General features: G+C 64.8%; 14 protein-coding genes. 11 read left to right on the top strand and 3 right to left on the bottom strand.

Annotation, left to right across the window (positions count from 1 at the left end; translation table 11 throughout):
• Positions 1 to 24: 24 nt before the first annotated feature.
• The 3 genes from CIT37_RS36160 to cysD form a co-directional block, all read right to left on the bottom strand.
• On the bottom strand, positions 25 to 2,190 hold the full coding sequence (locus CIT37_RS36160; protein WP_038971358.1) for a malate synthase G: 2,166 nt from the start codon (positions 2,188 to 2,190) through the stop codon (positions 25 to 27).
• 398 nt (positions 2,191 to 2,588) lie between these two features.
• Positions 2,589 to 4,505 carry a sulfate adenylyltransferase subunit CysN gene (cysN, locus tag CIT37_RS36155; RefSeq protein ID WP_095424682.1) on the bottom strand — a complete coding sequence of 639 codons (1,917 nt, stop codon included), beginning with the start codon at positions 4,503 to 4,505 and terminating at the stop codon, positions 2,589 to 2,591.
• Positions 4,506 to 4,524: 19 nt separating this feature from the next.
• Complete coding sequence (gene cysD / locus CIT37_RS36150) at positions 4,525 to 5,319, bottom strand: sulfate adenylyltransferase subunit CysD (RefSeq protein WP_038950054.1); 795 nt, start codon at positions 5,317 to 5,319, stop codon at positions 4,525 to 4,527.
• Between the two features lie 245 nt (positions 5,320 to 5,564).
• On the opposite strand from cysD, the gene cysG reads away from it, so the two are divergent.
• The 11 genes from cysG (at position 5,565) to CIT37_RS36095 (ending at position 16,108) form a co-directional block, all read left to right on the top strand.
• Positions 5,565 to 6,989 carry a siroheme synthase CysG gene (cysG, locus tag CIT37_RS36145; protein WP_095424683.1) on the top strand — a complete coding sequence of 475 codons (1,425 nt, stop codon included), beginning with the start codon at positions 5,565 to 5,567 and terminating at the stop codon, positions 6,987 to 6,989.
• Positions 6,986 to 7,303, top strand: a complete 318-nt coding sequence (locus CIT37_RS36140) for a DUF2849 domain-containing protein (RefSeq protein ID WP_028142067.1) — start codon at positions 6,986 to 6,988, stop codon at positions 7,301 to 7,303. Before cysG ends, CIT37_RS36140 begins: the two co-directional genes overlap by 4 nt.
• Positions 7,304 to 7,314: 11 nt before the next feature.
• Positions 7,315 to 8,970, top strand: coding sequence for a nitrite/sulfite reductase (locus tag CIT37_RS36135; protein ID WP_095424684.1), 1,656 nt, complete (start codon positions 7,315 to 7,317; stop codon positions 8,968 to 8,970).
• On the top strand, positions 8,957 to 9,472 hold the full coding sequence (locus CIT37_RS36130) for a DUF934 domain-containing protein (protein WP_095424685.1): 516 nt from the start codon (positions 8,957 to 8,959) through the stop codon (positions 9,470 to 9,472). The genes CIT37_RS36135 and CIT37_RS36130 overlap by 14 nt, the downstream gene beginning before the upstream one ends.
• Positions 9,469 to 10,200 (top strand): phosphoadenylyl-sulfate reductase, encoded by a 732-nt coding sequence (locus CIT37_RS36125; RefSeq protein WP_095424686.1) that lies wholly within the window; start codon positions 9,469 to 9,471, stop codon positions 10,198 to 10,200. The genes CIT37_RS36130 and CIT37_RS36125 overlap by 4 nt, the downstream gene beginning before the upstream one ends.
• A gap of 120 nt (positions 10,201 to 10,320) precedes the next feature.
• Positions 10,321 to 11,322: a sulfate ABC transporter substrate-binding protein gene (locus CIT37_RS36120; RefSeq protein WP_038950060.1), complete on the top strand. Its 1,002-nt coding sequence runs from the start codon at positions 10,321 to 10,323 to the stop codon at positions 11,320 to 11,322.
• Between the two features lie 88 nt (positions 11,323 to 11,410).
• On the top strand, positions 11,411 to 12,196 hold the full coding sequence (gene cysT / locus CIT37_RS36115) for a sulfate ABC transporter permease subunit CysT (protein ID WP_038950061.1): 786 nt from the start codon (positions 11,411 to 11,413) through the stop codon (positions 12,194 to 12,196).
• Positions 12,197 to 12,206: 10 nt separating this feature from the next.
• Positions 12,207 to 13,130 (top strand): sulfate ABC transporter permease subunit CysW, encoded by a 924-nt coding sequence (gene cysW / locus CIT37_RS36110; RefSeq protein WP_038950062.1) that lies wholly within the window; start codon positions 12,207 to 12,209, stop codon positions 13,128 to 13,130.
• Positions 13,120 to 14,154, top strand: a complete 1,035-nt coding sequence (locus tag CIT37_RS36105) for a sulfate/molybdate ABC transporter ATP-binding protein (RefSeq protein ID WP_095424687.1) — start codon at positions 13,120 to 13,122, stop codon at positions 14,152 to 14,154. Before cysW ends, CIT37_RS36105 begins: the two co-directional genes overlap by 11 nt.
• Positions 14,155 to 14,351: 197 nt before the next feature.
• Positions 14,352 to 14,855, top strand: coding sequence for a CAP domain-containing protein (locus tag CIT37_RS36100; RefSeq protein WP_018318739.1), 504 nt, complete (start codon positions 14,352 to 14,354; stop codon positions 14,853 to 14,855).
• A 77-nt stretch (positions 14,856 to 14,932) separates the two neighbouring features.
• Entirely contained in the window at positions 14,933 to 16,108 is a 1,176-nt protein-coding gene (locus CIT37_RS36095; protein ID WP_028142058.1) for a DUF3734 domain-containing protein, read from the top strand.

Below are 16,108 nucleotides of genomic sequence, written 5' to 3'. Positions count from 1 at the left end.
TCGGTGTTTCGAGCCGGCTGACTATCAGCCGTTCGCCTTGGCCTCGCGGCGGCGCGCGGTGAGGATGTATTCGGTGTAGCCGTTCGGCTGCTCGCGGCCTTTGAAGATGAGGTCGCAGGCGGCCTTGAAGGCGACGCCGTCGAAGGCGGGCGCCATCGGCTTGTAGATGGCATCGCCCGCGTTCTGCTTGTCGACAACGACCGCCATGCGCTTGAGCGATTCCATCACCTGCGCCTCGGTGATCACGCCCTGGTGCAGCCAGTTGGCGAGATGCTGGCTGGAGATCCGCAAGGTGGCGCGGTCTTCCATCAGGCCGACGTCGTGGATGTCGGGCACCTTGGAGCAGCCGACGCCCTGGTCGATCCAGCGCACGACATAGCCGAGGATGCCCTGGCAGTTGTTGTCGATCTCCTGCTTGACGTCATCGGGCGCCCAGTTCGACTTCGACACCGGAATGGTGAGGATGTCCGAAAGCTTTGCGCGCGGTCCGCCTTTGGTGAGCTCTTCCTGGCGAGCGATCACGTTGACCTGGTGGTAGTGCAGCGCGTGCAGCGTCGCTGCAGTCGGTGAGGGCACCCAGGCGGTGGTGGCGCCGGCCTGCGGATGGCCAAGCTTTTGCGCCAGCATGTCCGCCATCTTGTCGGGGGCGGCCCACATGCCCTTGCCGATCTGGGCGTGCCCGGGCAGGCCACAGGTCAGGCCCATGTCGACGTTCCAGTCCTCATAGGCCTTGATCCAGGCCTGCGCCTTCATCTCGTTCTTGCGGATCATTGGGCCGGCTTCCATCGAGGTGTGGATCTCGTCGCCGGTGCGGTCGAGGAAGCCGGTGTTGATGAACATGATGCGCTTGGAGGCGCGCTGGATGCAGGCCTTGAGGTTGACGGTGGTGCGCCGCTCCTCGTCCATGATGCCGACCTTGAGCGTGTTCTCCGGCAGCGACAGCATCTTCTCGACGCGGTCGAAGATCTCGCAGGTGAGCGACACCTCGTCCGGGCCGTGCATCTTCGGCTTGACGATATAGGCAGATCCCGTGCGGCTGTTCTTGACCTTCGAATTGCCCTTGAGGTCGTGGATCGCGAGCAGGCCGGAGACGGCGGCGTCCAGAAGGCCTTCCGGAATCTCCTCGCCCTTCTCGTCCAGCACCGCGTCGGTGAACATGTGGTGACCGCAATTGCGCATCAAGAGCAGGCTGCGGCCGTGCAGCTTGACCTCGCCCTTGCCGTCCGGGGTCTTGTAGCTGCGGTCGGCGTTGAGCGAGCGCGTCAGCGTCTTGCCGCCCTTCTCGAAATCGGCCGACAGCGTGCCGTTCATCAGGCCGAGCGTGTTGCGGTAGACCAGCACCTTGTCCTCGGCATCGACGGCTGCGACCGAGTCCTCCATGTCGAGGATGGTGGAAACCGCGGATTCCATGATCATGTCGGCGACGCCGGCCGGATCGTCCTTGCCGATCGCGCTGCTGCGGTCGATCTTCACCTCGACATGCAGGCCATTGTTGGCGAGCAGCACGGCCGAAGGCGCGGCCGCATCGCCCTGGAAGCCGGCGAACTGCGCCGCGTTCTTCAGCGCGGTGGCATTGCCGCTCTTCAGCTTCACCGCGAGCTGGCCCGCGACGACACTGTAGGCGGTGACGTCGGTGTGGCTGCCGGTGGCAAGCGGCACAGCGGCATCGAGGAACGCCTTGGCCTTGGCGATCACCTTGTCGCCGCGCGCCTTGTTGTAGCCCTTGCCGCTCTCGGACGGATCATGCGGGATCGCATCGGTGCCGTAGAAGGCGTCATAGAGCGAACCCCAGCGCGCATTCGCCGCGTTCAGCGCATAGCGCGCGTTGGTGAGGGGCACGACGAGCTGCGGGCCGCAGATCTTGCCGATCTCCTCGTCGACATTGGCGGTCTCGACCTTCTGGGTCGCCGGCTCCGGAACGAGATAGCCGATCTCCTTGAGGAAGGCGGTATAGGCGTTGAGGTCGAACGCCTTGCCTTTGCTGGCGCGGTGCCAGTCGTCGATCTTGGCCTGCAACGTGTCGCGCACCGCCAGCAATGCGCGGTTCTTCGGCCCCAGATCCTTGATGATGGCGGCAAGCCCGGCCCAGAACGCATCCGGCGCGATCCCCGTTTTCGGGGCCGCTTCCTTGGCGATGAAATCAAACAGGACGGGAGCGATCTTCAATCCGTGGGCGTCGACGCGTTTCATGATGGGCTTTCTTGTTGGAAATGGCTGTTTTTGGCTGCTTTTGACCCGATAGCAGCAAAATGCGCCCACGAGGGAGCGGCTTTCGGGGCCTATTAGCCCCAAAATCGGGGCGGTGAGAAGACCCCCAGGGGTTTGTCAAAATGTCAAGAGCAGGTGTGGCGGGCAGCTGGCTTTACAAATTTGATCCCAACTTCGCGCCACGGACACAACTGCGCTCCCTCCCCCCTTGTGGGGGAGGGCGGGGGAGAGGGGTGGCTCAGGAAAAGGTGTGTCGGGATTCGACGGGAGCGGAGTGCTCTGATTGATTGAGAGAGTCCCCGTGTGGACCCCTCTCCCTAGCCCTCCCCCCCCCCGCAAGGGGGGAGGGAACGCAGCTGCGCAAGCGGATGGAGCCTGCCTCAAATATTCGCGGCGAGGTCCACGGTTTCGTCGAACAGCACGCCCGTCGTCTTCAGCATCTGCTCGATCTCGTCGGCTGCCTCGGCGACGGTCCGCGTCGAGGTGTCGATCACCAGCTCGGCCGCCTGCGGCGCTTCGTAGTCGTTACCGATGCCGGTGAACGACGCCAGCGCGCCGGCGCGGGCCTTCTTGTAGTGCCCCTTGGGGTCGCGATCCTCGCAGACCTCTGCCGGCGTCGCGACATGGATCTCGCGGAACGCGGTGTCGGCGATGCGGCGCGCCGTGGCGCGGTGCTCGCGCGCGGGCGAGACCGCGGCGACGATGGCGATATGGCCGTTACGTGCGAGATGCGTTGCGACTTCGGCAAGGCGGCGGATGTTCTCGCTGCGGTCAGCCGTGGAGAAGCCGAGATCGCTGTTGAGCCCGGCGCGCAGCGTGTCGCCGTCGAGCAGGATCGGCGAGCCGCCATTGGTGAACAGCCGCCGTTCCAGCGCCTTGGCGAGCGTCGACTTGCCCGAGGCCGGCAGGCCGGTGAGCCAGACCACCGCGCCGTTGTGCTGATAGCGCGCGGAGCGCTCGTCGGGACGAAGTGCGGATTCCACCGGCACGATGTCCACCGGCAAGGCGCGCTGGCCGGCATCGACCGACAGCACCAGACCGCCGCCGGCGATGCGCCCGGAGACTTCGATCACGAGACGGCCGGTGCGCGGATTCTCGGTGTAGGGATCGGTGGCAATCGGATTCGACAGCGAGATGTCGATCTCGCCGACATGGTTGCGGCCGATCGCCTTGTTCTCGCTGCTCGAGAGCTCGCCCGGATCGACCGCCTTCTCGATCGCGACGACCGTGGCGCGGCTTTCCTTTGGCCCGCAGCGGACCAGGAGCTGGTCGCCCTTGGCGAGCGGCTTGTCGTGCAGCCAGAAGATCCGCGCGCGCAGCCGCCGCGTCTCGCGCGGGGCGGCGCTCGCGTGCGCGATGATATCGCCGCGCTCGACGAATAGTTCGCGGTCGAGCGTAATGCCGACCGAGCGGCCCGCGCCCTGCCGTCCCGCAACCGGCGTCACCGGCCAGCTCTCGACGGTCTTGATCTTCGCGATCTTGCCAGCCGGCATGATCACGATCTCGTCGCCGGCAATGAGGCTGCCGGATTCGATGCGGCCCGCGACGATGCGGCGGTCGTCGAACTTGTAGATCGCCTGCACCGGCAGCCGCAGCGCCAGCGCTTCCAGCGGCCGGGCCGGCTCGAGAGCGTCGAGCGCCTCGACCACCGTCGGTCCCTTGTACCAGGAGATGCGATCGGTGCGCATTGCGACGCCGTCGCCGTCGCGCGCGGAGATCGGGATCACCGCCGTGGGCTTCACGCCGAGGCCGTTCAGATGCGCGGAGATCTCGTCGCTGATCTCCTTGAAACGCTCTGCGGAGAAGTCGACTCGGTCCATCTTGTTGACGACGATCGCGACCTGCTTCACGCCGAGCAGATGCAGGAGATAGCCGTGCCGCCGTGTCTGGTCGCGCACGCCTTCGAGCGCGTCGATGATCAGCACCGCGCCGTCGGCCTGCGAGGCGCCGGTGATCATGTTGCGCAGGAATTCGGCGTGGCCGGGCGCGTCGATCAGAACGATGTCGCGCGAATTGGTGCGGAAGCGGATCTGCGTGGTGTCGATGGTGATGCCCTGGTCCCGCTCGGTCTGCAGCGCATCGAGCAGGAACGACCATTCGAACGGCATGCCGCGTCGCGCGCTGACGGCTTTCAGCATTTCGAGCTTGCCGTCGGGCAGGCTGCCGGTCTCGTGCAAGAGGCGGCCGACCAGCGTCGATTTGCCGTGGTCGACATGGCCGACGATGACGATGCGGACCTGCGGACGGGTGGTGCCGTTCGGGGTGGCCGGCGAAGCGGGGGTGACGATCATGTTCATATCGCGCTCGCGTTCTTGATCAGAGATAGCCGGCGACGCGCAGGCGCTCGAAGGCGTCCTCGGTCTCGTGGTCGAGTGCGCGGCCGGCGCGCTCCGGCACCTTGGTCTGCTCGAGCTCGATCAGGATCTCGTCGATGTTGGACGCGGTAGACGCGACCGGATTGGTGATGTCCTGATCCCCCAGCGAGCGATAGCGCTTGCCGTCCCTGGCGAGATATAGCGGGATGATCGGGATGTTCTCGCGCTTGGTGTAGGCCCAGATATCGGCCTCGGTCCAATGCAGGATCGGATGGATGCGCAAATGCGCGCCCTGCGGCGGCGAGGCGTTGAAATGGTCCCAGAACTCCGGCGGCTGGTCGCGCACGTCCCAATTGCCTTCGAGCCCGCGCGGCGAGAACACACGCTCCTTCGCGCGCGTTGCCTCCTCGTCGCGGCGGATGCCGGCGATCAGGCCGTCAAAGCCGAATTTGCCGAGCGCCATCTTGAGGCCTTCGGTCTTGCGCGCAGCGGAGCGCGCGGCCGGCGGCAGCGTCGGATCGACGGCATCGATGGGCGGGCAGGGCTCGACGCGCAAATCGAGATCCCACTCTTTGCCGTAGTGATCTCGAAAGCGGTACATCTCCGGAAACTTCTTGCCGGTGTCGACATGCAAAGCCGGGAACGGCACGCGGCCGAAGAACGCTTTCCTTGCCAGCCAGATCATGACGTTGGAGTCCTTCCCGAGCGACCACAGCAGCGCGATCTTCTTCAGCCGGGCGAAGGCCTCGCGGAAGATGTAGATGCTCTGCGCCTCGAGCTGGTCGAGATGGTCCATGCTGGGGGCAAGGTCAGCAGAAAATTCTTGCGTGCGTGCGCGCTCGGCCGGGGCCGGGCTGCTCAGTCCGCTCGCTGCGGAATCGTCCTTGAGAAGATGCATCTCTGCCACTTTGCGTTTGGAGGCGAAAATTCTATAGTTGCGGTGCGGAAGAGAAGAAAAAATTTTCTCTTTGCGCGCTCGAAACGACACATATATAGAAAATAATTCCAGTCAACCCCGGATGTGGGGGAAGCGAGTATCGCATGCGGTTCTTGCCGGTGTTTCTCGATCTCAAGGCCGGTCCGGTGGTCCTCATCGGCGCGGGTGAGCTTTTGCGTGCCAAGCTGCGCGTGCTCGCTGCGGCCGGTGCGCGCATCCGCGTGCATGCGATCGACGGCAATCATGATCTGGGTCTCAACTCGGAGGACGCGGTGCGCATCGAGATCGCTGCCGGCGATCCACTGACCGCCGATCTCGCCGGCGTCATCGCCATCGTCTGCGCTGGTGCGGGTGATGTGGGCGTGGCGATGTCGGTTCGCGCCAAGGCTCTCGGTCTGCCCGTCAACGTCATGGACGATCTCGAACATTCCAGCTTCATCTTCCCGGCGATCGTCGATCGCGGCGATGTCGTGGTCGCAGTCGGCACCGGCGGCACTTCGCCCGTCGTGGCACGGCGCGTGCGCGAGAAGATCGAGGCGCTGCTGCCGGCCCGTATCGGCGAGCTCGCCGAGTTCATCGGCGGCTTTCGCAAGTCCATCAACGAGCGCATCACCGAGTTTCCGCTGCGCCGCCGGTTCTGGGAGCGCGTCATCGACGGCCCGATCGGCGCTGCCGTGCTCGGCGGCCGCAGGAGCGAGGCGGATGCCGCGCTCAAGGCGATTGCCGATCCCTCCGAATTCGCGCGTGCCGATAAGCCGGAAGGCTCGGTCGCGCTGGTCGGCGCCGGTCCCGGCGATCCCGATCTTCTCACCATCAAGGCGCTGCGCGCATTGCAGGACGCCGACATCGTCTTCCATGACGAGCTGGTCTCGGGCGAAATTCTCGACCGCATCCGCCGCGACACCACGCGCGTTGCCGTCGGCCGCCGCGTCGGCAAGCCCGGCATCGGCCAGGACGCCATCAACAAGCGCATGATCGAGGCCGCGCAATCCGGTCAGCGCGTGGTGCGGCTGAAGGGCGGCGATCCCTTCGTGTTCGGCCGTGGTGGCGAAGAGGTCGAAGCCCTGCGCGCGGCAGGCGTCGCCTATTCGATCATCCCCGGCATCACCGCGGGGCTCGGCGGCGCCGCCGATTTCGAGGTGCCGCTCACCTACCGTCACGAAGCGACCCGCATCACCTTCCTCACCGCGCACAAGGCGCGCGACGCGGAAGTCGTGGACTGGGCCACGCTGACCGACACCAGAATGACCGTTGTGGTCTACATGGGCATGACTGCCGCGCCCGCCGTGCGCGCCGGCCTGTTCGCCGCTGGCCGTTCGCCGGAGACGCCGGTCGGGGTGTTCGCGCGTGTGACGCGTCCCGACGCGCAGAGCGCGATCGGCACGCTGCGCGACCTTCCCGAGCTGGTGCGGCGGGTCAGCGGCGGTCCCGCCATTGTCATCATCGGCGAGGTGGTCCGGCATGCCGGTTCCCTTCGCCGCGAAACCCCAAAGCAAATCATCTCTGACCTATTGGATGCAGCCGAATGACCTCTCCGCTTGAACAGAAGAAGATCAAGATCGCCGGCCCCTCGATCGTGACCGCCAACCGTACCTGGGACGGCATCGTGGTTTATCGCACCGCCGCCAGGAGCTGGTCCCCGGACCTGTCGGAAGCTGCGATCGTGCGCAACTCCGACGAGGCCAAGGCGTTGCTTGCGGAGTCCGTCGCCGATGACGTCGGCGCGATCGGTCCCTATATCGCCCCGGTGCAGGTCGGCGCGGACGGCAAGATCGAACCCGGCAATCTGCGCGAACAGATCCGCCGCACCGGTGTGACCATCGGACAGTCGGCCCAGGTTTAAGGCGCTTTCTTATGTATGCTTACGACGAAATCGACCGCACGCTCGTCAATGAGCGCGTCTCGGAGTTCCGCGACCAGGTGAAGCGGCGCCTCTCCGGCGAGCTCACCGAGGACGAGTTCAAGATCTTGCGCCTGCAGAACGGCGTCTATCTGCAACTGCACGCCTACATGTTCCGCGTTGCGATCCCCTATGGCACGCTGGCGACGAACCAGCTGCGGGCGCTCGCCCATGTCGCGCGCAAATACGACCGCGGCTACGGCCATTTCACCACGCGGCAGAACATCCAGTTCAACTGGATCAAGCTCGCTGAATTGCCGGACGCGCTGGAAGATCTCGCCAAGGTCGGCATCCATGCGATGCAGACCTCCGGCAACAACATGCGTAACGTCACTTCGGACCAGTGGGCCGGCGTCGCGCCGGGCGAGATCGAGGATCCCCGCATCTGGTCGGAGCTGATCCGCCAGCACACCACGCTGCATCCGGAGTTCTCGTTCCTGCCGCGCAAGTTCAAGATCGCGATCACCGCGTCGGACCACGACCGTGCCGCGATCAAGATCCACGACATCGGCCTTCGCCTGATCAAGAACGAAAAGGGCGAGACCGGCTTCGAGGTGCTGGTCGGCGGCGGTCTTGGCCGCACGCCGTTCATCGCCAAGACCATCAAGCACTTCGTGCACGGCCGCGATATCCTGAGCTATATCGAGGCGATCCTGCGCGTCTACAATCAGTACGGTCGCCGCGACAACATCTACAAGGCGCGCATCAAGATCCTGGTGCACGAGCTCGGCATCGAGAAGTTCTCCCGCGAGGTCGAGGAGGAGTGGCAGCACATCCGCAACTCCTCGCTCCACATCGACGACGAGGTGATCGAGGACATCCGCTCGCGCTTCACCTATCCTCCTTACGAAAAGCTCCCGCACATGCCGGACGAACTTCGGCAGGCCGCGGCCGATCCCGATTTCGAAGCGTGGCGCAAGAACTCGGTGGCCTCGCACAAGAACCAGGGCTATGCCATCGTCACGATCTCGCTGAAGCCGATTGGCGCGCCCCCGGGCGATGCCACGGCGGAGCAGATGGATGCGCTGGCCGATCTCGCCGACAAATATTCCTTCGGTGAGATCCGCGTTGGTCACGAACAGAACCTGGCACTGCCGCATGTCGCCAAGCGCGATCTGCCGGCGCTGTGGAAGGCACTCGACAAGCTTGGCCTTGCGACGCCGAACGTCAACCTGATCACCGACATCATCGCCTGCCCGGGTCTCGACTATTGCTCGCTGGCGAATGCGCGCTCGATCCCGATCGCGCAGGAACTGACGCGGCGCTTCGCCAACCACGAGCTCGCCAACCTGATCGGCCGGCTCCACATCAACATCTCAGGCTGCATCAACGCCTGCGGTCATCACCATGTCGGCCATATCGGCATTCTCGGCGTCGAGAAGAACGGCGAGGAAGTCTACCAGATCACCATCGGCGGCCGTGCAGACGAAAACGCCGCGCTCGGGAACCTGATCGGGCCGGGCGTCAAGTTCGACGAGGTCGCCGACGTCGTCGAGGACATCGTGGAAGCCTATCTGGCGCTGCGCGAGCGGCCCGACGAGCTGTTCATGGACACAGTGAAACGCCTCGGCGTCGAACCCTTCAAGGAGCGCGTTTATGCCACTCGTTAACGGCGGAAAGATCGCCGACGACAGCTTCGTCAAGCTGGCCGTCGACACGCCGCTGCCCGAGGGCGGCGACATCCTGGTGCCGGCCGAGCGCTTCATCGGCGAGGCCGATGCGCTGCTCGAGCGTGCCGGCAAGGTCGGCGTGATCTGGCCGAACAACCGCGACATCGCCGAACTGGTCCCCTATCTCGGCAAGATCGCCGTCGTTGCGCTGGTGTTCCCGACCTTCCGCGACGGCCGTGCCTACAGCCAGGCCCGGCTGCTGCGCGAGCGATACAATTACCGCGGCGAATTGCGCGCCACCGGCCAGGTGCTGCGCGACCAGTTCGTGTTCATGCTGCGCGCCGGCTTTGATTCCTTCGACGTCAAGAAGCAGGCCGACGCGGAAGCCTTCATGCAGACCGCCAAGCGCTATTCGGTGTTCTACCAGCCGACCGGCGACGGCCGCATCACGGCCTTGCACCGGCGCATGCAGCTGCGCCATTCCGAAGGCGTCGGCACGTGAACGCGATCGCGCCTCAGGTTTCGCCGACGTCTGCCTCTGCGCTGCCGTCGGCGGACGAACTCGATCGCGCGCTGCGCGATGCCTCGCCCGCGGAGATCGTCGCCGCGGCGCTGAAGACGGTCGGGCGCGAAAAGCTGGCGCTGGTGTCGTCGTTCGGCACGGAATCGGCGACGCTGCTGAAGGTCATGGCGGACGTCGACCCCGCGATCCCCGTGATCTTCCTCGATACCGGCTGGCTGTTCGAGGAGACGCTGGCCTATCGCGACATGCTGATCGCGACGCTTGGATTGAAGGACGTCCGCTCGATCAAACCGGCGGAGGAGACGCTGGCGCGCGAAGATGCCGACCGCGATCTCTGGTTCTCTGATCCCGATGCCTGCTGTCGCATTCGTAAAGTCGAGCCGCTGGCGCGGGCATTGAAGCCGTTCTCGGCCTGGATCAACGGCCGCAAGCGCTTCCAGGGCAATGCGCGCGCCGACATTCCGGTGGTTGAAGACGATGGCGTGCGGTTGAAGTTCAACCCCTTCGCCAACGTCTCGCGCGAGGAACTCGAGGCCATCTTCGTCCGCGCCAAATTGCCGCGTCATCCACTGGCCGCCTCCGGTTTCCTGTCGGTTGGGTGTATGCCTTGCACGAGCAGAACGGCCGAAGGTGAGGATGAACGTGCCGGTCGCTGGCGCGGCCGGGCCAAGACAGAATGCGGCATCCACACGATGAAGACTTCGTAGCACAGTCACGCTGCCACGCTGCGAACAAGAAAATCCGGTTTCGTTGACTTAAGTGCGTTTCGCCGCGAGTTTCGCCTGCCTTCGCTGACACCGATGTCATCGAAGTGAATGGAGATGGACATGATGCGCCGTATCGTTCCGCTCGCTGCAGGACTTCTCGCGACGGTTTTTGTGGCAAGCGCGGCTCTCGCTGCCGACATCAATTTGCTCAACGTGTCGTATGATCCGACGCGCGAGCTCTATGCCGAATTCAACAAGGCGTTCGCGAATGCCTATCAGAAGGAAACCGGCAAGAGCGTCGAGATCAAGCAGTCGCATGGCGGCAGCGGTTCGCAGGCGCGGGCGGTGATCGACGGATTGCAGGCCGATGTGGTGACGCTCGCGCTCGCCTACGACATCGACGCGATCGCCGGCAAGGGCCTCACGGCGACGGACTGGCAGAAGCGGTTACCGCAGAATGCGTCGCCCTACACGTCAACCATCGTGTTCCTGGTGCGCAAGGGCAACCCCAAGGCGATCAAGGACTGGGACGATCTGATCAAGCCGGGCGTTGCCGTGATCACGCCGAACCCGAAGACGTCGGGCGGCGCGCGCTGGAATTATCTGGCGGCCTGGGGCTTTGCGCAGAAGAAATACGGCGCCGCCGACAAGGCCAAGGACTTCATCGGAAAGCTCTACCAGCAGGTGCCGGTGCTCGATACCGGCGCGCGCGGCGCCACCGTGACCTTCGTCGAGCGCGGCGTCGGCGACGTGCTGCTCGCCTGGGAGAACGAGGCGTTTCTCGCCCTGAAGGAATTCGGCCGGGAGAAATTCGAGATCGTGGCGCCGCCGCAATCCATCCTCGCCGAACCGCCGGTCGCGATCGTCGACAAGGTTGCCGACAAGAAGGGCACCCGCAACGCCGCCGATGCCTACCTCCAGTATTGGTACACCAAGGAGGGGCAGGAGATCGCCGCGCGCAACTTCTACCGCCCGCGCGATGCCGAGATTGCCAAAAAATACGAAAATGCCTTCGCAAAGGTCGAACTATTCACGATCGACGACGTTTTCGGTGGTTGGACCAAGGCGCAGAAGGAACATTTCGCCGACGGCGGCATCTTTGACCAGATCTATAAGAATTGATCTGGCGCTGTCTTAATGGGCTTTAGCAGGGGGCCTGGTGAGCGCACGCGCAGCACGACGCCGGACATTGCCGGGCTTCGGTCTCACCATGGGACTGACGCTTTCCTGGCTGTCGATCATCATCCTGATTCCGCTCGCCGGGCTGTTCCTGAAATCGCTCGAGCTCAGCCCCGAGCAATTCTGGAACATCCTCTCCAGCCGGCGCACCCTGAATGCCCTGCGGGTTTCCTTCGGCCTCGCGTTCGCGGCGGCCTGCGTCAACCTCGTCATGGGCAGCATCATCGTCTGGGCGCTGGTGCGCTACCGCTTCCCCGGCCGGCGGCTGTTCGACGCCATCGTCGACGTGCCCTTCGCGCTGCCGACGGCGGTCGCCGGGGTCGCGCTGACCGCGCTGTTCGCCGAGAAGGGCTGGCTCGGGGCGCCGCTCGCGGCGCTCGGCATCAAGGTGGCGTTCACGCCGGTCGGCATCTTCGTCGCCATGATCTTCATCGGCATTCCCTTCGTGGTGCGCACGGTGCAGCCGGTGCTGCAGGATCTCGACCCCGAGATCGAGGAGGCCGCGGGCAGCCTGGGCGCCAGCCGCTGGCAGACCATCATCCGCGTGATCCTGCCCTCGCTCGCGCCGGCGCTGCTCACCGGGCTCGCGCTCGCCTTTGCCCGCGCGGTCGGTGAATACGGCTCGGTGATCTTCATTGCCGGCAATCTGCCTAATGTCTCCGAGATCGCGCCGCTCTTGATCGTGATCCGGCTGTCCGAATTTCGCTACGCCGACGCGACCGCCATCGCTGTGGTCATGCTCGTCGTCTCCTTCGTCATCATTTTCGCCGTCAACCGGCTCCAGCGCTGGGCGCGGAGCCGGATCCCGGCGCGCTGAGGAGGATGCGATGACGATGCAGATCGCAGACTCCGTGTCGCTCTCGGCTCCCGACGCCAAGGCACGTGCGAAGGCACGGGCACATGCGGCGGCGGCGCAAGACAATTTGCGCACCGAACCGCGCGCGGTGCGCATCACCATCATCGCGCTGGCGATGATCTTTCTTTCCGTCTTCGTCGTGCTGCCGCTGGTGGTCGTGTTCGCGCAGGCCTTTTCGAAGGGAATCCTCGCCTATCTCTCCGCGCTCGCCGAGCCGGAGGCGCTGGCCGCGATCAAGCTGACGTTGATCGTCGCGGCGATCTCGGTCGGCCTCAACCTTGTCTTCGGCCTCGTCGCCGCCTGGGCGATTGCAAAATTCGATTTCCCGGGCAAGACCTTCCTGATCACGCTGATCGACCTGCCGTTTTCGGTCAGCCCGGTGATCTCCGGTCTCGTCTTCGTGCTGCTGTTCGGCGCGCAGGGTTATTTCGGCGGCTGGCTCAGGGATCACGACATCCAGATCCTGTTCGCCGTGCCCGGCATTGCGCTCGCCACCACCTTCGTGACCTTCCCGTTCGTCGCGCGCGCGCTGATCCCGCTGATGCAGGAGCAGGGCACGCAGGAGGAGGAGGCCGCGGTTTCGCTCGGCGCTTCGGGCTTGCAGACCTTCTTCCGCGTCACCCTGCCCAACATCAAATGGGGCGTGCTCTATGGCGTCCTGCTCTGCAATGCGCGTGCGATGGGCGAGTTCGGCGCGGTCTCCGTCGTCTCAGGCCATATCCGCGGTGAGACCAACACGATGCCGCTGCTGGTCGAGATCCTCTACAACGAATACCAGTTCGTCGCCGCCTTCGCGATCGCCTCGCTGCTGGCGATGCTGGCGCTGATCACGCTGATCGCAAAGACCGTTCTCGAACGTCACCTCGACGAAGGAGACGACGCAAGTGACCATTGAAGTCAAGAATCTCGTCAAGAAGTTCGGCAGTTTTGCCGCCCTCGACGGCGTCGACCTCAAGGTCGACAATGGTGAATTGCTGGCGCTGCTCGGTCCGTCAGGCTCCGGCAAGACCACGCTGCTGCGGATCATCGCCGGCCTCGACTGGCCTGATTCCGGCGAGGTCTCCTTCAATGGCGAGGACGCGCTGGCGCAGGGTGCGCGCGAGCGGCATGTCGGCTTCGTGTTCCAGCATTACGCGCTGTTCCGCCACATGACCGTGTTCGAGAACGTCGCCTTCGGCCTGCGCGTGCAGCCGCGCGCGGTACGCAAGGACGAAACCGCGATCCGGGCGCGGGTCAAGGAACTGCTCGACCTCGTTCAGCTCGACTGGCTCGCCGACCGCTATCCGAGCCAGCTCTCCGGCGGCCAGCGCCAGCGCATTGCGCTCGCCCGCGCGCTCGCGATCGAGCCGCGCATCCTCTTGCTCGACGAGCCCTTCGGCGCGCTCGATGCCAAGGTGCGGAAAGAACTGCGCCGATGGCTGCGCTCGCTGCATCACGAGATCAACGTCACCTCCATCTTCGTCACCCACGACCAGGAGGAGGCGCTCGAAGTCGCCAACCGCGTCGTCGTCATGGACAAGGGCAGGATCGAGCAGATCGGCTCGCCCGACGACGTCTATGAGACCCCGGCGACGGCCTTCGTGCACGGCTTTATCGGCGAGTCCATCGAACTGCCGGTTCAGGTCGAAGGCGGCGTGATCAGGCTGGGTGACCGGCCGCTCACCCTCGCGGCGGACGGGCTTGCGCCTGGCGCGTCAAAACTGTTCGTGCGGCGACATGACATGCTGGTCGGGCCCCCCGGCAGCGGCGCCTTCGAGGGCGCGGTCCAGCACGTCCGCAATTTCGGTCCCGTGCAGCGCGCCGAGGTCGCATTGTCGGGCGGCGAGACCATCGAGATCGACGCCCCCCGCGACAAGGAACTGCGCGCCGGCGACACCATCGGCCTCGAGCCGCGCCGTTACCGGATATTTGCGGGCTAAACGCTCTGTCATTCCGTGGCGATGCGAAGCATCGCCCCCGGAATCTCGAGGTTATGGCGCGAGAGTCTCAGGTGCGCGATTGCGCACCACAGTTCAGCGCTACGCGCTGCCCCGGAATGACAGGAACGATTTTCTTCAAAATTCACCTTTCAGCCACGGTTGGTATGCAACAACGGCCCCTCATTCGGGGGCTTTACATGCGCGCTGCGGCCGCAATTCTCATCACTTTGCTGCTTGCCGGCTGTGCCGGCAACGAGGCACCGGTCCAGCAGCCGTCCATGTATGCCGATATGGCGGTCCCGGGCTCCAAGCTCGATGCGCAGGCGGCCGCGATCATGATCTCGCAATACCGCCAGAACAACGCCCTCGGCACCGTCGTCATCGACCCTGACCTGATGCGGCTCGCCGAATCCCAGTCCCAGGCTATGGCTGCGGCCAACAAGATGGATCACGACGTCCGCGCGCCGCTGGCCAAGCGCCTTGCCACCGGCGGCTATCCCGCCACCGTTGCCGTCGAGAACGTCTCGGCCGGCTATCATACGCTGGCGGAAGCGTTTTCCGGCTGGCGCGATTCGCCGCCCCACCGCGCCAACATGCTCAAGGGCGGTGTCACAAAATTGGGCATCGCGGCGAGCTATGCTCCCGGCACCAAATACAAGGTGTTCTGGACCATGATCCTGGCCTCGACCGAGCCCCGATAAGCCAGACTTGATCCGGGATGCATTGACGCCGCGGCGGAGGGTCGCCACGGTGGCTCGCCTTTTGCTATTGTTCCTGCATGATCGATCATAGCCCGGAATCCGCCAGCATCCCCGCGAATGCGCAACGCGTCCTGGTCCTTCAGGGCGGCGGCGCGCTTGGCTCCTATCAGGCCGGCGCCTATCAGGCGCTGTGCGGCCACGGTTTCGAGCCGGAATGGGTCGCCGGCATCTCGATCGGCGCGGTCAACGCCGCCATCATCGCCGGCAACGAGGGCCCGACGCGCGTCAAGCGGCTCAAGGAATTCTGGGAGATGGTCTCCGCGCCGGTGCCGTGGAAACCGATCGGCAAGAGCGACCACAGCCGCGAGCTGTTCAATTCGACCAGTGCCGCGCTGATCGCGACCTTCGGCGTGCCCGGCTTCTTCACGCCGCGGATTCCGCCGGCGCCGCTCTGGCCGCCCGGCAGCCCGCAGGCCGAGAGCTATTACGACACCGCACCGCTGAAGAAGACGCTGGAGCGTCTGGTCGATTTCGACCGCATCAACGATTTGAAGACGCGCCTGTCGGTCGGCGCGGTCGGCGTCACCTCCGGCAACTTCAAATATTTCGACAATTACGAGTTCAAGAAGCTCGGCAAGACCATCGGCCCCGAGCACATCATGGCCTCCGGCGCGCTGCCGCCCGGCTTTCCATCCGTGATGATCGAGGGCGAGCATTATTGGGACGGCGGCATCGCCTCCAACACGCCGCTCGACTACGTGCTCGACGCCGAGGTCGATCGCGACATGCTGATCTTCCAGGTCGACCTGTTTTCCGCGCGCGGCGATCTGCCGACCTCGCTGCTGGAGGCCGCCGAGCGCGAGAAGGACATCCGCTATTCCAGCCGCACGCGGATGAACACCGACAAGAACAAGCAGATCCACAACGCCCGCAGGGCGGTGCGCGACCTGATCGGCAAATTGCCGGATTATCTCAAGAACGATCCTTCCGTCGAATTCCTGGCGAAGGTGTCGCGCGAAAGCACCGTCACCGTCGTGCATCTGATCTACCGCAGCAAGAACTACGAATCCTCGTCCAAGGATTACGACTTCTCGCACGTCGCCATGGTCGAGCATTGGGAGGCCGGCGTGCGCGACGTGCATCTGTCGATGCGCCACAAGGACTGGCTCGAGCGGCCGCAGTCCGGTGAGACCATGGTGACCTACGATCTCACGGGGGACGTCACCGCGCCCCCGGCAAAAAGGAGCGAATAG

This window comes from Bradyrhizobium ottawaense, from assembly GCF_002278135.3.
Taxonomy (GTDB): Bacteria; Pseudomonadota; Alphaproteobacteria; order Rhizobiales; family Xanthobacteraceae; genus Bradyrhizobium; species Bradyrhizobium ottawaense.
Note: the sequence above shows the minus strand (reverse complement) of the source record. Positions and strands in the feature narration are given on the sequence as shown.

Coding starts and splice junctions, on each gene's coding strand:
- CIT37_RS36160 (WP_038971358.1), bottom strand. CDS start 2,190: ATGAAACGCGTCGACGCCCACGGATTGAAGATCGCTCCCGTCCTGTTT.
- CIT37_RS36140 (WP_028142067.1), top strand. CDS start 6,986: ATGACCTCTCCGCTTGAACAGAAGAAGATCAAGATCGCCGGCCCCTCG.
- CIT37_RS36120 (WP_038950060.1), top strand. CDS start 10,321: ATGATGCGCCGTATCGTTCCGCTCGCTGCAGGACTTCTCGCGACGGTT.
- cysW (WP_038950062.1), top strand. CDS start 12,207: ATGACGATGCAGATCGCAGACTCCGTGTCGCTCTCGGCTCCCGACGCC.
- CIT37_RS36100 (WP_018318739.1), top strand. CDS start 14,352: ATGCGCGCTGCGGCCGCAATTCTCATCACTTTGCTGCTTGCCGGCTGT.
- cysN (WP_095424682.1), bottom strand. CDS start 4,505: ATGAACATGATCGTCACCCCCGCTTCGCCGGCCACCCCGAACGGCACC.
- CIT37_RS36135 (WP_095424684.1), top strand. CDS start 7,315: ATGTATGCTTACGACGAAATCGACCGCACGCTCGTCAATGAGCGCGTC.
- CIT37_RS36095 (WP_028142058.1), top strand. CDS start 14,933: ATGATCGATCATAGCCCGGAATCCGCCAGCATCCCCGCGAATGCGCAA.
- cysD (WP_038950054.1), bottom strand. CDS start 5,319: ATGGACCATCTCGACCAGCTCGAGGCGCAGAGCATCTACATCTTCCGC.
- cysG (WP_095424683.1), top strand. CDS start 5,565: ATGCGGTTCTTGCCGGTGTTTCTCGATCTCAAGGCCGGTCCGGTGGTC.
- CIT37_RS36130 (WP_095424685.1), top strand. CDS start 8,957: ATGCCACTCGTTAACGGCGGAAAGATCGCCGACGACAGCTTCGTCAAG.
- cysT (WP_038950061.1), top strand. CDS start 11,411: ATGGGACTGACGCTTTCCTGGCTGTCGATCATCATCCTGATTCCGCTC.